Below are 15,298 nucleotides of genomic sequence, written 5' to 3' on the forward strand. Positions count from 1 at the left end.
GCAATGACTCTCGACATCACTCAGTTCTATCAGACGTTTTTCGACGAGGCGGACGAGCTGCTCGCGCAGATGGAGCAGCTTCTCCTGAACCTGAACGTTGGTCGCCCGGATCCCGAGGATCTGGCGGCGATCTTCCGCGCGGCGCACTCGATCAAGGGTGGCGCGGCGACGTTCGGCTTCACGGCCTTGACCGAGACGACCCACATTCTCGAATCGCTGCTCGACCGCGCTCGCAACAACGAGCTCGTGCTGCGCAAGGACATGATCGACACGTTCCTCGAAACTAAGGACGTGCTTTCCGACCAGCTCGGCGCCTACCGCGCGAGCGCCGAGCCCGATGCGCAGGCAGCTGCTGCCGTGCGCACGAAGCTCGAGCGCCTCTATGCGGAAAGCCGCGGCGTACCCGCGTCCGCGCCTGAACCCGCTCCGGCGCCGGCCCCCGCGCCCGCGCCGGCCCCGCAGGCGAGCGCAGGCGACTCGGAAGAAGATCTCGAAGCCGCTTTCGAAATGCACAGCACGCTGGCGGCTGCAGGCTCGGGCGCGCCCGAGCACGTCGTGAGCGAGGCGATCGATGCGGCAGCCGCGGCGCCCGCGGCAGGCGGTGAAGCCGCAGCGGAAGGTCCGCACCTGCGCGTCACGCTGCGCGCCGTCGACGCGAAGGACCAGGAACTGCTCGTCGAAGAGCTTGGCAACCTCGGCCGCATTCTCGGCCAGGTGAAGACCGGCGACGACCTCACGCTGTGGCTCGAAACCGATGTCACCTCCGACGACATCATCGCGGTGTGCTGCTTCGTGATCGACGAGAAACAGATTTCGATCGGCCGTGGCGCTGCGCCCCAAGGCGACGCGCAACCGGCCGCGGCCGCAGCGCCTGCCGCCGCACCGGCCGCGCCGCCGGCAGCACCGGCTGCGCCCGTCGCCGTCGCGCCTGCGCCGGTTGCGAGCGCACCGGTCGCGCCGCCCGCTGTGCACGCCGAACACGAAATGCCGCGCCCGCCCGCGAGCGCACCGGCGCCCGCGCAAACCGAAGGCGAGCGCAAGGCGCGACCGGCCGCAGCCGCTGCATCGGCGGAAGGCAGCTCGATTCGCGTGGGCGTCGAAAAGGTCGACCAGCTGATCAACCTCGTGGGCGAACTCGTCATTACGCAGGCCATGCTGGCGGAAACCACCAGCACGTTCGACCCGGCGCTGCACGACCGCCTCTACAACGGCATGGCGCAGCTCGAGCGCAACGCGCGCGACCTGCAGGAAGCGGTGATGTCGATCCGCATGATGCCGATGGACTACGTCTTCAGCCGCTTCCCGCGTCTCGTGCGCGATCTCGCGGCGAAGCTCGGAAAGGAAGTCGAGCTTGTCACCTTCGGTCAGGCGACCGAACTCGACAAGAGCCTGATCGAGCGCATCATCGACCCGCTCACCCACCTCGTGCGCAACTCGCTCGACCACGGCATCGAAACCGTGGAAGCGCGCCGCGCCGCGGGCAAGGACGCCACGGGCCAGCTCGTGCTCTCCGCCGCGCACCATGGCGGCAACATCGTGATCGAGGTGAGCGACGACGGCGCGGGCCTGCGCCGCGACAAGATTCTCGCCAAGGCAATCAAGCAGGGCATGCAGGTCAGCGACAGCATGTCCGACGACGAGGTCTGGAACCTCATTTTCCTGCCGGGCTTCTCGACGGCCGAACAGGTGACCGACGTGTCGGGCCGCGGCGTGGGCATGGACGTGGTCAAGCGCAACATCCAGGCGATGGGCGGCCACGTGGAAATCACCTCGCACGCGGGCAAGGGCAGCACCACGCGCATCGTGCTGCCGCTCACGCTGGCGATTCTCGACGGCATGTCGGTGAAGGTGGGTAGCGAGATCTTCATCCTGCCGCTGAATTTCGTGATGGAGTCGCTGCAGCCGCGCCACGAAGACATCTACACGGTCACTAACGGCGACCGCGTGGTGCGCGTGCGCGGCGAATACCTGCCGCTCGTCGCGCTCCATAGCGCGTTCAACGTGGAAGGCGCGCGCACGGACCCGACGCAGGGCATCGTCACGATCATGGAAACCGAAGGCCGTCGCTTCGCCATGCTGATCGACGAACTGGTCGGCCAGCAGCAGGTCGTGGTGAAGAACCTCGAAACGAACTACCGCAAGGTGCACGGCATTTCGGCGGCGACCATCCTCGGCGACGGCAGCGTCGCGCTGATCGTCGACGTGGCCGCGCTCAATCGCGAGACGCGCGCCACACACGGCGTGAGCGCCAGCGCAAATTCGGGTGCGTTCGCCGAATTCGCGTAATCGTTATGAAGTCCGGACGCACTCAACCAATCATCTCCCAACCGTTCAGGGGCTAACGTGGCAGAAGTCCAATCGATTCAAGGCAACGGCGCGCACGGCGCGATTGCCGGCGCGCAACGCCGCGACGCGCTGCAGGCCGACGCAGGCGGCCAGGAATTCCTCGTCTTCACCCTCGGCGCGGAAGAGTACGGCATCGACATCCTGAAGGTGCAGGAAATCCGCGGCTACGACAGCGTGACGCGCATCGCGAACGCGCCCGATTTCATCAAGGGCGTGATCAACCTGCGCGGCATCATCGTGCCGATCGTCGACATGCGCATCAAGTTCCATCTGGGCCGCGTCGAATACGACCACCAGACGGTCGTCATCATCCTGAACGTCGCGCATCGCGTGGTCGGCATGGTGGTGGACGGCGTCTCGGACGTGCTCACGCTGCAGATGGAGCAGATCATGCCGGCGCCCGAATTCGGCGCGACGCTCACGACCGAGTACCTCACGGGCCTCGGCACCGTGGAAGGTCGCATGCTCATCCTGATGGACATCGAAAAACTGATGACGAGCCGCGAAATGGCTCTGATCGAGGCGCTGGTCTAACGCGCCGAGAGTTAAACCGGGGGGCCGCGAGGCCAGCGTGAGAGAGAGCGGAAAGCCGCCGCTAAAGAGCGGCAAGCCGCCTTCGTTTTCGCGCGCGCTTCGTGCAGGGTCCCGGGCGTCGCCGTGCCTATGCCGGCCGCGCCTGACCGCGTAGCCCACCCCGATTCGCACAGGACAGGAGCAAACGAGATGCTGCAAAGATGGTCGATCCGCACGACGCTCACGGGCGTCGGGGTCATTCTGGTTGCGCTGACCGTGCTGGTCGGCGCACTCGGGCTCGTCGCTCTCGGGCGTGCGAGCGATGCGTTCACCGAGATCGTGCGAGGCGATCTCGTGGCGATGCATGCGCTGAACGACGCGTCGTCGTATCTGCTGCGCACGCGCGTCGCAGTCGACCGCGCCAGCGCGCTCACGGCAGCCGGCCAGGCCGACGACGCGAAGAAGGTGATCGATCGCGCCCAGGAGTTGCTCGGCAAATCCAACGAAGCCTGGCAAGCGTTCCAGAACGCGCCGAAGGGCGGTCTCGACGCCGCCGCGCTCGACGCGCTCGCGGCCAAGCGCGCCACGCTCATGCAAGACGGCGTGCAGCCCGAATTTGCGGCCTTGCGCGCAAACGATCAACCGGCCTATCACGCCATCGCCGACACGAAGATCAGCCCGATGTTCGTCGACTACGACAACGTCGCCGGTCCGCTCGCGCAGGCCCTGGAAGACAGCGCACAGGCTCGCGAAGCTGGTGCGCACGACAAGATCGCCGTCATGCGCATCGCGATTGGCGCGGCGATCGCCGTCGCGCTCGTGCTCGTGGTGGTGATCCGCTTCGCCATGCGCGGCCTCATCGTGCAGCCGCTCGAGGACGCCGTGACGTGCTTCGAGCGCATCGCGCACGGCGATCTCACGCAGCCGGTCACGGTCTACAGCGACAACGAGATCGGGCGTCTGTTCAGCGGAATCAAGCGCATGCAGGAAAGCCTCGTCACGCTCGTGAGCGCGGTGCATACGGGCGCAAGCTCGATCGACGTGGGCGCGCGCGAGATCGCCATGGGCAACACCGATCTCTCGCAGCGCACCGAGCAGCAGGCCGCTTCGCTGCAGGAAACGGCGTCGAGCATGGAGCAGCTCACCGGCACCGTGCGCCAGAACGCCGAGAACGCGCGCCAGGCGAGCCAGCTGGCCGTCAACGCCTCGGATATCGCGACGCGCGGTGGCGAGGTGGTGGGCGAAGTCGTGAACACGATGCAGGGCATCGCGGCGAGTTCGGCGAAGGTCGTGGACATCATCAGCGTGATCGAAGGCATCGCGTTCCAGACCAACATTCTTGCGCTCAACGCGGCCGTGGAAGCGGCGCGCGCGGGCGAGCAGGGCCGCGGCTTCGCGGTGGTGGCCGGCGAAGTGCGCAGCCTCGCGCAGCGCAGCGCCAGCGCGGCGAAGGAAATCAAGGAACTCATCAACGACTCGGCCGAGAAGGTGCAAAGCGGCTCGCAGCTCGTGGGCCGCGCAGGCTCGACGATGGAAGAAATCCTTCAGGCCGTGCGTCGCGTGACCGACATCATGGGTGAGATCAGCGCGGCGTCCGAGGAGCAGTCGGGCGGCATCGAGCAGGTCAACCGCGCCGTCACGCAGATGGACACCGTCACGCAGCAGAACGCGGCGCTGGTGGAACAGGCGGCCGCTGCGGCAGCGTCGCTCGAAGAGCAGACGCGCCAGCTGCAGAACGTGCTCGGCACGTGGACGACGGGTAGTGCAGCGGCGCGCAGCGTGGGTGCAGGTCCGGCTCACGTGAGCGCTGTCACGCCGGGCGCCGCGAAACGCACGACGCCGTCTTCGGCTTCGGCGGGGACGAAGGCCGCGGTGACGGCAACGTCGTCGTCGGTCGCGACCTCGGCGGCATCGGCGGACACCGCGAAGCCTGCGGCCAGGCCCGCGGCGCAACCGGCAAGCAAGGCGGCGGCAAAACCGGCAGCCAGGCCGGCCGCGCCTGCGCGCGCCGAGACGCATGTGAGCACGGCGGCATCCGCTTCGGACGATTCGGACTGGGAAACGTTCTGATCGAACGCGGCATAGAAGAGTAGTGAAGCACTGAACACGACGAGCAACTGCAATGCACATGAGCGCTACACAACGGCAAGACCTGCCGCGCCGGGCCCAAAAGCCCGCGCGCGCTGCGCAGGCCGCCCATGCGCCGCACGCATTGCAACCGGGCAGGCGCGGCGCGCAGCAGTCCTGCGCCGCGGTATCCCATGCAGTGGGCGGCGCGCAATGCGAAGGAGCATCAGCATGAAAGCGCTGCGAAATACGCGCCAGGACGCCGGCGAGATGGGCGGCCCGGGCGTGGAGAGCAACCGCGATTTCGATTTCACTTCGGCGGACTTCGAGCGCATCCGCGCGCTCATTCACCGCCGCGCGGGCATCTCGCTCTCGGACCACAAGCGCGACATGGCGTACAGCCGCCTCGCGCGGCGCTTGCGCACGCTCGGCATCGACAGTTTTCGCGAGTACCTCGACCAGCTCGAAGCACGCAACGACGCGACCGAGTGGGAAGCGTTCACGAACGCGCTCACCACGAACCTCACGGCGTTTTTCCGCGAGGCGCATCACTTCCCGATCCTTGCGGATTTCGTGAAGCGCCGGGGTTCGAATCCGGTATCGGTGTGGTGCTCGGCGGCCTCCACGGGCGAAGAGCCGTACTCGATCGCGATGACGCTCGTCGAAGCGCTGGGAGACCGCGCCGCGCGAGAGGCGCGCGTGCTCGCGACCGACCTCGATACCCAGGTGCTCGCCAAGGCCGACGCGGGCGTCTACTCCTTCGACCAGGTGAAGCATCTGTCGCCGGAGCGCCTCAAGCGCTTCTTCTTCAAGGGCACCGGCTCGCACTCGGGACTCGTGAAGGTGCGCCCGGAGCTGCGCGCGATGATCAAGTTCGAGCAGCTCAATCTCACCGACGCGGACTACGGCTTGCGCACGACGTTCGACGCGATCTTCTGCCGCAACGTGATGATCTATTTCGACAAGCCGACCCAGGCTCAGGTCCTCACGCGCTTCGAGCCGCTCATGAAGCCGGACGGCCTGCTGTTCGCCGGGCACTCGGAGAATTTCACCTACGTCACGCAGGCGTTCCGTCTGCGTGGCCAGACGGTGTACGAACTCACGCGCGGCGCACAGGCCAATGCCGCGCCGCGCCGCGCGAACGACGCGATCGGAGTGCCCGCATGAGTGCCCGCCTCCCGATCGCGACGAACCGCTATTTCGACGCGCATTTCCAGCGCCCCGGCGTCAAGCTGCTGCCCAACGAGTTCTACACGACGGGCGAGGACATGGTGCTCGTCACCGTGCTCGGCTCGTGTGTGGCGGCCTGCATCCAGGACCGCACCGCGGGCATCGGCGGCATGAACCACTTCATGCTCCCCGACGACGGCGCGGACTCCGCCCACGCGCTCACTGGCGCGTCCGACGCGATGCGCTACGGCGCCTACGCGATGGAAGTGCTCATCAACGAGCTGATCAAGGCGGGCGGCCGTCGCGAGCGTTTCGAGGCCAAGGTGTTCGGCGGCGCTGCGGTGCTCGCGGGCATGACGACGATGAACATCGGCGACCGCAACGCTGCGTTCGTGCGCCGCTATCTCGCGACCGAGAACATCCGCATCGTCGCCGAGGACCTGCAAGGCGCGCATCCGCGCAAGGTGGCGTTCCTGCCGCGCACGGGCCAGGTGATGGTCAAGAAGCTGCGCCTGTCGCAGGACGCGAGCGTGGCCGAGCGCGAGCAGCAGCTCGCCGCGCAAACCCCCGAAGCGCGCGCCGAGAGGCTCGCGCGTGCACGGGCGCGCGTCGAGCTGTTCGGCGTCGGCAGCGCCGGGCGCGCGGGCCCGGGCGCCGCTGCGCCGGCTCATGTGGCCAATGCAGCAGCCAACGCGGCAGCTCAAGCGACCCAGATTTCCCAATCCCAGCCGCAGAGCGCGCGGCCTCGCATCGAGCTGTTTGGCTCGAGCGTGTCGTCCGCGCTGCGCGCATCCGGTCAAGACAACGCCAGGACAGTAGAGGAGGCGTGAACGCTGTGCAAAAAATCAAGGTTCTCTGCGTCGACGATTCGGCGCTGATCCGCAGTTTGATGACGGAAATCATCAACAGTCAGCCCGATATGACGGTCGTCGCCACCGCGCCGGATCCGCTCGTCGCGCGCGAGCTGATCAAGCAGCACAACCCCGACGTGCTCACGCTCGACGTGGAAATGCCGCGTATGGACGGCCTCGACTTCCTCGAGAAGTTGATGCGCCTGCGGCCCATGCCGGTCGTGATGGTGTCGTCGCTGACCGAGCGCGGCAACGAAATCACGCTGCGCGCGCTCGAACTGGGCGCCGTCGACTTCGTGACGAAGCCGAAAGTCGGCATTCGCGACGGCATGCTCGAATATTCGGAAAAGCTTGCCGACAAGGTGCGCGCCGCCGCGCGAGCCCGCGTGCGCGCACACCATGCGCCGGCCGCGGCCCCCGCCGGCGCGGCAGCGCACACGCACGGCCACGCCGGGGCGCACGCCGCGAGCCCGGCGCCGATGATCAACAACCCGCTCGTCTCGACCGAAAAGCTCGTGATCGTCGGCGCGTCGACGGGCGGCACCGAAGCGATTCGCGAAGTGCTGCAGCCGCTGCCGCCCGACGCGCCCGCGGTGCTGATCGCGCAGCACATGCCGCCTGGTTTCACGAAGTCGTTCGCACAGCGCCTGAACGGGCTGTGCCGCATCACCGTCAAGGAAGCGGAGCACGGCGAACGTGTGCTGCCCGGCCACGCCTACATCGCGCCGGGCCACGCACACCTCTTGCTCGCACGCAGTGGCGCGAACTACATCGCGCATCTGTCCGACGACCCGCCCGTCAACCGGCACCGTCCGTCGGTCGATGTGCTGTTTCGTTCGGCGGCGCTGCACGCGGGCAAGAACGCCATTGGCGTGATTCTTACGGGCATGGGCCGCGACGGTGCGGCCGGGCTGCTCGAAATGCGCCAGGCCGGTGCTTACACGCTCGCGCAGGACGAAGCGAGCTGCATCGTGTTCGGCATGCCGCGCGAAGCCATTGCCATGGGCGGCGCCGACGAAATCGCCTCGCTCTCAGACATGAGCCGGCGCGTGATGACCCGACTCGCCTCGATGGGCGACCGGGTTCAGCGCGTCTAAGAAATTGCCGATATAGAGAGATCATGCAGGCCGCAAACGCTTGCTCGATCGCTCGCGATTAATTTATCTGGATAGGCGGTGCGCTTCTCTGGATAATTGCCCGGGTTTTCGCCTGGAGGAATGGAACGTGATGGATAAGGGAATGAAGATTCTGGTGGTGGACGATTTTCCGACGATGCGCCGGATTGTCCGCAACCTGCTCAAGGAACTGGGCTACTCGAACGTCGACGAAGCCGAAGACGGTGCAGCGGGCCTCGCCCGCCTGCGCGGCGGCAACTACGAGTTCGTGATCTCCGACTGGAACATGCCGAACCTCGACGGTCTCGCCATGCTCAAGGAGATCCGCGCCGACGCGAACCTGACGCACCTGCCGGTGCTGATGGTGACGGCGGAGTCGAAGAAGGAAAACATCATCGCGGCGGCGCAGGCTGGCGCGAGCGGCTATGTGGTGAAGCCGTTCACGGCTGCCACGCTCGACGAGAAGCTCAACAAGATTCTCGAGAAGATGGCCAAGACGGGGAGCTGACGTGAACGAGCCCATCAGTGAGCAGTCCAGCGCTCATGGCGGTGAGTGGCCCGAAGGCGAGGGCGTCGAGCCGCTCCCGCAGCCGCCCGAATTCGACTTCGAGCCGCCCGCCGCGGGCGAGGCCGGCGAGCTGGCGACGGACCGCATCCTCGCGCGCATCGGACACTTGACGCGCAGCCTGCGCGACTCGATGCGCGAACTCGGCCTCGACAAGCATGTGGAGCGCGCCGCCGAGGCGGTGCCCGACGCGCGCGACCGGCTGCGCTATGTCGCGAACATGACCGAGCAGGCCGCCGAGCGTGTGCTGACCGCGATCGACATCGCCAAGCCGTTGCAGGAAACGCTCGAACGCGACGCGAAGGAGCTGACGAGCCGCTGGGCGACCTGGTACGACGCGCCGATCGGACGCGCGGAAGTGCGCCAGCTGATGGACGACACGCGCGCCTTCGTGGATGGCGTGCCGCAAGCCACCGCGGCGACCAACGAGCAGCTCCTCGCGATCATGCTCGCTCAGGACTTCCAGGACCTGACGGGCCAGGTGATCAAGAAGATCATGGATGTGGTCTATCTGATCGAGCAGCAGTTGCTCACCGTGCTGGTCGAGAACATCGCGCCAGAGCGGCGCGAGCAGTTCGCGGCAACGGCGGCGGCGCTCGCGGAGACGCAGAGCAGCACGGGCAGCCCCGAAGGTCTGCTCAACGGCCCGCAGATCAATCCGGAAGGCAAGACCGACGTCGTGCAGGACCAGGCGCAGGTCGACGATCTGCTCGCAAGTCTCGGGTTCTGACCCCTAACGGTAGCTAATCGTTCGGTTAGCTGCCGCATGTAGTCCAAGGCGGGCATACTAGTGCTCATGCCTTCGTGCCCCGCCGCGACGAGTGTCGCGGTGGTGCAACGAAGCATAGCCAGCCGTTGCCCGTCCTGCTGCGTCCCGCCGCGACGTTCCCGCGCGGCCCCGACAGCGTATGGTGCAACGCGCCATCGCAAGAGGGAGGGGACGCCTTGTATCCATACACATCGTTCTGTGGCAAGGCGGCGCGCTCGTTTGCGCGCCGCGCCATACCCGGCTGCGCACCTGGCGCAGTGCTTGTCGGCTCACTGCTTTGCGCGCTGCTCGCGGCGCCTGTGGCTCACGCCGCGCTCGGCGGCGCGCCCATGCCCACGCCGGCGGGCGCGAGCGTCAGCACCCTGAGCGCCGCTTCGGCGGCAGCCGCGGCCGGCAACGCCTCCGCCGCTGCGCGCGCAGCCGTGCAAGGCTCGGCCTCCGGCGCTTCCACGACTCCCGCCTACACCGTTCAACAGACCACGCTCGCCAACGGCACCATCGTGCGCGAGTACCTCACGCAGGCCGGCACCGTATTCGGCGTCGCCTGGGACGGCCCGCAGATGCCCAATCTCGCCACGCTGCTGGGCAGCTACTTTCCCCAATACACGGCTGGCGTGAAGGCGAGCCACGCCGCCGGTCACGTGCGCGGGCCGGGCGTGGTCGAAAATTCGAACGTCGTTGTGCATTCGGGCGGCCACATGGGCGCCTTCTCCGGGCAGGCATGGCTGCCGCAGGCACTGCCTGCGGGCTTCAGCGCCTCCGACATCCAGTGACGAGCGGAGGCCCAACGTGCTGACTTCAGTGCTGACTTCACGCCATTCGCGCAGCTTGTGGCTGCGCCCTTTCCGTTTCCTTTCGAGCGCCGCGCTCGTGGCCCTGGTTTCGCTCGTCGCCGCCTGCGGAGGCGGGGGCGGCAGCAACAATAGCAATAGCAACAGCAGCAGTTCGAGCGGTAGCAGTGGCAGCGGCGGCTCAGCGGTTCCCAGTCCCACGCAGCAGCCCACCGCGGCTACCGCCGCGAATACCGTGGGCGTCGTTGTGAACAGCGGGCTGACCGGCACGCTGCCCAACATTCCCACCGTTAGCGTGACGGTTTGCGTGGCCGGCACGAGCACCTGCGAGACCGTCAACAACGTGCAGGTGGATACGGCGTCGTTCGGCCTGCGCCTGCTCGCGTCGGCGCTGCCGAACCTGTTGGGCTCGCTGCCCGCCTCCACGGCCAATGGCGGCACGCTCGCCGAATGCACGGCCTTCGCCGACGGTTACACGTGGGGCACCGTGCGTCCTGCCGACGTCAAGATCGGCGGCGAGACGGCATCCAATATTCCGATCCAGGTGATCGGCGACCTGGGCTCGGTGCCGTCGGCGTGCGCCGGTTTTGGCAACGCGCAGAACACGGTGCAGGACTTGGGCGCCAACGGCATTCTCGGCATCGGCGTCGCGCCTTATGACAACATCGGCGCTTACTACTCCTGCCCCGGCAACACGAACTGCGTCACCGCAACGGTCACGCAAACCCAGCTCGTGGCCAACCCCGTGCCCAAATTCGGCACGGACGGCAACGGCGTGATCCTGGAGATGGCGCCTGTGTCCGATAACGGCGCGCCCAGCGCAACGGGCACGCTCGTGTTCGGCATCGGCACGCAGTCGAACAACGCGATGAACGCCTCGCAAAGTTTCAACACGGACTCGTGGGGCAGGCTCAGTTCCACGTTCAACGGGCGCACGCTCCAGACCTTCCTCGACTCGGGTTCGAACGCGATCTTCTTCGTCGACAGTGCCCTGCCGCAGTGCGGCGGCAATCTCGGCACGTTCTACTGTCCGTCGTCCACGCAGTCCTTCAGCGCGGCGCTCGTTTCCAATAACGGCGCGTCGACGGGTACCGCGACCTTCAATGTCGCGAACGGCAGCATGCTGCTCGGCAGCGGCTCCAACTATGCGGCCAACAACCTGGCCGGGCAGTTTGGGTCGTCGGCGGCGCTCGACCTGGGGTTGTCGTTCTTCTATGGCCGCTACGTGTACTACGGCATGGACATGACCGCGTCCGGGGGCAAAGCGCCGTACGTCGCGTTCTGAGGCTGCGGGCGTTTCGGGGGCGCTTGCCGTGAAATTTGCGGCGCGCGAGCGCGTGTGCGCATCGCGCGCCGGCGCTCGCCGATGATGCCGCTCCGTTTCCATCGGCCGAAATACCCTGATTTCCCCTTCCTACTCCGTCAATCGGTGCTTGGCTTGCGCGGCAATAATCGCTGTCACTGAAAAAGGGCGCGCGCCAGCCGCGCAGCCGCGACGAGCGGCGCGTGCCCGCGACCGGAGCATGCGTGGCTGAGGACAGCGACCTCGAGAAAACCGAATCCGCCACTCCCAAGCGCCTCGAAAAGGCGCGGGAGGAGGGGCAGGTTCCGCGTTCCCGGGAACTGGCGACGTTCGCGCTGCTCTCGGCGGGCTTTTATGGCACGTGGATGCTCTCCGGCACCATCGGCGAGCATCTGCAGGCCATGATGCGCGGCGCCTTCACGTTCAATCACGCGAGCGCGTTCGAAACGAGCCGCATGCTGATCGGCGCGGGCGTCGCCGCGCGCGAGGGGCTCATGGCGCTCATGCCGGTGCTCGCGCTCACGGGGCTCGCCGCGTTGCTCGCGCCCATGGCGCTCGGCGGCTGGCTCATCTCCACGAAGGCGCTGCAGCCGAACTTCGGCCGCCTCAATCCGATGTCGGGTCTCGGGCGGATCTTCTCCGTGAACGGGCCGATCCAGCTCGGCATGTCGCTCGCCAAGACGCTCGTCGTGGGCGTGATCGGCGGATCGGCGCTGTGGAGCCGGCGCGACGAGATTCTCGGGCTTGCGATGCAGCCCGCGCCGCGCGCGTTCGCCGATGCGATGCATCTGATCGGCGTGTGCTGCGGCATGACGGTCGCCGGCATGTTTGTGGTCGCCGCGCTCGACGTGCCGTACCAGCTCTGGTCGTACTACCGCAAGCTGCGCATGACCAAGGAAGAAGTGAAGCGCGAGCACAAGGAAAACGAAGGCGACCCGCACGTGAAGGGGCGCATTCGCCAGCAGCAGCGCGCCGCCGCGCGCCGCCGCATGATGACCCAGGTGCCCAAGGCCGACGTGGTCGTGACCAACCCGACGCACTTCGCCGTCGCGCTCAAGTACGCCGACGGCGAGATGCGCGCGCCGAAGGTCGTCGCCAAGGGCGTGAACCTCGTGGCCGCGCGCATCCGCGAGATCGCGACCGAGAACAACGTGCCGCTGCTCGAAGCGCCGCCGCTCGCCCGCGCGCTGTATTACAACGTCGACATCAACCGCGAAATTCCGGGTCCGCTCTACGGCGCGGTCGCCCAGGTGCTCGCGTGGGTCTATCAGCTCAAGCGCTTCCGCGAGCATGGCGGCGACGTGCCGATGGAGCCGACCGACCTCGAAGTGCCGCCCGAAATGGACAAGGGCGCGATGAGCGACGAAGACGAAGCCAGCGAAGCCGACGAAGCCCTCACCCCCGAGGAGCGCGCGGCCGCCGAGGCCGCCAGTCGCGCGAACGCGGCAAATTCCACGAACGCAGCGAACGCGGCGAACGCAAACAACGCATCGAACACCGTTGGCCGCGCCGACAAGAACACGGCGCGCGACGGCACTGAAGGAGCAACAGAATGAACGCCCGCACCGGTTTCCTCGCGCGGCGCCCGGAGATGCTGCAAAGCACGAATCTGCGCGCGCTGGCGGGACCGATCCTGATCTGCATGATCCTCGGCATGATGATCCTGCCGTTGCCGCCGTTCCTGCTGGATCTGCTGTTCACCTTCAACATCGCGCTTTCGGTGATGGTGCTGCTCGTCAGCATGTACACCATGAAGCCGCTCGACTTCGCGGCCTTCCCGAGCGTGCTGCTGTTCTCCACGCTCCTGCGGCTCTCGCTGAACGTGGCTTCCACGCGTATCGTGCTGCTCGAAGGCCATACCGGCCCGGGGGCCGCTGGCCAGGTGATCGAGTCGTTCGGCCACTTCCTCGTGGGCGGCAACTTCGCCGTGGGTATCGTGGTATTCGTGATCCTCATGGTCATCAACTTCATGGTGATCACGAAGGGCGCGGGCCGTATCGCCGAAGTGTCCGCGCGCTTCACGCTCGATGCGATGCCCGGCAAGCAGATGGCGATCGACGCCGACCTGAACGCGGGCCTCATCAACGAAGAAGCGGCCCGCAAGCGCCGCAGCGAGATTGCCCAGGAAGCCGAGTTCTACGGCTCGATGGACGGTGCGAGCAAGTTCGTGCGCGGCGACGCCATCGCCGGCCTGTTGATCATGGTGATCAACATCGTGGGCGGCCTGATCGTGGGTGTCGTGCAGCACGGCATGCCGCTCGCTTCGGCAGGCGAGACCTACACGCTGCTCACCATCGGTGACGGCCTCGTCGCGCAGATTCCGTCGCTCGTCATCTCGACGGCGGCCGGCGTGATCGTCTCGCGCGTGGCGACCAACGAAGACATCGGCACGCAGCTCACCGGCCAGCTCTTCACGAACCCGCGCGTGCTGATGATCACGGGCACGATCATCGTCATGATGGGCCTGATTCCGGGCATGCCGCACTTCGCGTTTCTGCTGCTCGGCGGCGGTGCGATCCAGCTCGGCCGCACGCTCAAGAAGAACGCCGAGGCGAAGAAGGCGAGCGCCGTGATCGCCGACGCCGCGCCCGCCGCGCTTGCACCCGTCGAAAACACCGAAGCGACCTGGGACGACGTGGCGCTCATCGACACGCTCGGCCTCGAAGTGGGCTACCGCATCATTCCGCTCGTCGACAAGAACACCGACGGCGAGCTGCTCAAGCGCATCAAGAGCATCCGCAAGAAGTTCGCGCAGGAAATCGGCTTTTTGCCCCCCGTCATCCATATTCGCGACAACCTGGAGCTGCGCCCCAACGCCTACCGGATTGCGCTGAAGGGCGTGGAAGTGGGCACGGGCGAGGCCTACCCGGGCCAGTGGCTTGCGATCAACCCGGGCCAGGTGAGCGCGGTGCTGCCCGGCACGCCAACTATGGACCCCGCTTTCGGCCTGCCGGCCGTGTGGATCGATTCGAACGTGCGCGAGCAGGCGCAGGTGTTCGGCTACACCGTGGTCGATTCGAGCACGGTGGTGGCGACGCACCTGAATCACCTCGTCGTCACGCACGCGGCCGAGCTGCTTGGGCGCCGCGAAGTGCAGGCGCTGCTCGAGCGCGTGCAGAAGGACACGCCTTCGCTCGTGGACGACCTCGTGCCGAAGGTGCTGCCGGTCACGACGCTGCAGAAGGTGCTGCAGAACCTGCTGGAAGAAGGCGTGCCGATCCGCGACATGCGCACGATCATGGAATCGCTCGCGGAGCACACGCCGCGCATCACCGACGCCCACGATCTGACGGCGGCGGTGCGCATCGCGCTCGGCCGCGCGATTACGCAGCAATGGTTCCCCGGCAACGCCGACATGCAGGTGATGGGCCTCGACGCGAACCTCGAGCGCGTGCTTTCGCAGACGCTCACCTCGGGCCCGAACCCCGGCCTCGAACCTGGTCTCGCGCACACGCTGCTCACGCAGACCGAGCAGGCGATGGGGCGTCAGCAGGCGCTGGGTCTCGCGCCGGTGATGCTCGTGCAGCACGCGCTGCGGCCCATGCTGTCGCGCTTCCTGCGCCGCAGCCTGCCGCAGCTCAAGGTGCTTTCATACGCCGAGGTGCCGGATACGCGCAACGTGAAGGTGGTGAATGTGATCGGGGCGCACTGATCGCGCTGCCGTACCTGAATGAGAAAAAGCCCGCGTCTTGCGGGCTTTTTCGTTAGCCGAGCCGCGTGCGAGCCTTTCTACGCGTAATTTTTGCCTGCGCGCACCCCCGCCACCGATTCCGCGAATTGCCCGCATTTCTCCGCCCTGATCCATCGA

The 15,298-nt window shown here is 66.9% G+C and carries 12 protein-coding genes; all 12 read left to right on the forward strand.

From position 1 onward, the window contains the following. Positions 1–3 precede the first annotated feature (3 nt). The 12 genes from cheA (at position 4) to flhA (ending at position 15,142) form a co-directional block, all read left to right on the forward strand. Complete coding sequence (gene cheA / locus E1N52_RS14115) at positions 4–2,286, forward strand: chemotaxis protein CheA (protein ID WP_133183383.1); 2,283 nt, start codon at positions 4–6, stop codon at positions 2,284–2,286. Between the two features lie 57 nt (positions 2,287–2,343). Then, on the forward strand, positions 2,344–2,880 hold the full coding sequence (gene cheW, locus E1N52_RS14120; protein WP_028203349.1) for a chemotaxis protein CheW: 537 nt from the start codon (positions 2,344–2,346) through the stop codon (positions 2,878–2,880). Between the two features lie 189 nt (positions 2,881–3,069). Then, a complete protein-coding gene (locus tag E1N52_RS14125) occupies positions 3,070–4,929 on the forward strand; it encodes a methyl-accepting chemotaxis protein (protein ID WP_133183384.1) in 1,860 nt (619 codons plus the stop codon). A 228-nt stretch (positions 4,930–5,157) separates the two neighbouring features. Beyond that, a complete protein-coding gene (locus tag E1N52_RS14130; RefSeq protein ID WP_133183385.1) occupies positions 5,158–6,093 on the forward strand; it encodes a CheR family methyltransferase in 936 nt (311 codons plus the stop codon). After that, positions 6,090–6,926, forward strand: coding sequence for a chemoreceptor glutamine deamidase CheD (cheD, locus tag E1N52_RS14135; protein WP_133183386.1), 837 nt, complete (start codon positions 6,090–6,092; stop codon positions 6,924–6,926). Before E1N52_RS14130 ends, cheD begins: the two co-directional genes overlap by 4 nt. A gap of 59 nt (positions 6,927–6,985) precedes the next feature. Further along, complete coding sequence (locus tag E1N52_RS14140; protein ID WP_425468062.1) at positions 6,986–8,044, forward strand: protein-glutamate methylesterase/protein-glutamine glutaminase; 1,059 nt, start codon at positions 6,986–6,988, stop codon at positions 8,042–8,044. A 130-nt stretch (positions 8,045–8,174) separates the two neighbouring features. Beyond that, positions 8,175–8,570 carry a chemotaxis response regulator CheY gene (cheY, locus tag E1N52_RS14145; RefSeq protein ID WP_028203354.1) on the forward strand — a complete coding sequence of 132 codons (396 nt, stop codon included), beginning with the start codon at positions 8,175–8,177 and terminating at the stop codon, positions 8,568–8,570. A 130-nt stretch (positions 8,571–8,700) separates the two neighbouring features. After that, positions 8,701–9,357, forward strand: coding sequence for a protein phosphatase CheZ (gene cheZ, locus E1N52_RS14150; protein ID WP_165979386.1), 657 nt, complete (start codon positions 8,701–8,703; stop codon positions 9,355–9,357). Between the two features lie 215 nt (positions 9,358–9,572). After that, complete coding sequence (locus E1N52_RS14155) at positions 9,573–10,169, forward strand: DUF2844 domain-containing protein (protein WP_425468060.1); 597 nt, start codon at positions 9,573–9,575, stop codon at positions 10,167–10,169. Between the two features lie 16 nt (positions 10,170–10,185). Next, positions 10,186–11,472, forward strand: a complete 1,287-nt coding sequence (locus tag E1N52_RS14160) for a DUF3443 domain-containing protein (protein WP_246089058.1) — start codon at positions 10,186–10,188, stop codon at positions 11,470–11,472. Between the two features lie 242 nt (positions 11,473–11,714). Continuing rightward, entirely contained in the window at positions 11,715–13,046 is a 1,332-nt protein-coding gene (flhB, locus tag E1N52_RS14165) for a flagellar biosynthesis protein FlhB (RefSeq protein ID WP_133183388.1), read from the forward strand. Further along, on the forward strand, positions 13,043–15,142 hold the full coding sequence (gene flhA / locus E1N52_RS14170; RefSeq protein ID WP_133183389.1) for a flagellar biosynthesis protein FlhA: 2,100 nt from the start codon (positions 13,043–13,045) through the stop codon (positions 15,140–15,142). Before flhB ends, flhA begins: the two co-directional genes overlap by 4 nt. Positions 15,143–15,298 lie beyond the last annotated feature (156 nt).

The sequence above is a fragment of the Paraburkholderia guartelaensis genome, assembly GCF_004353905.1.
Classification (GTDB): Bacteria; Pseudomonadota; Gammaproteobacteria; order Burkholderiales; family Burkholderiaceae; genus Paraburkholderia; species Paraburkholderia guartelaensis.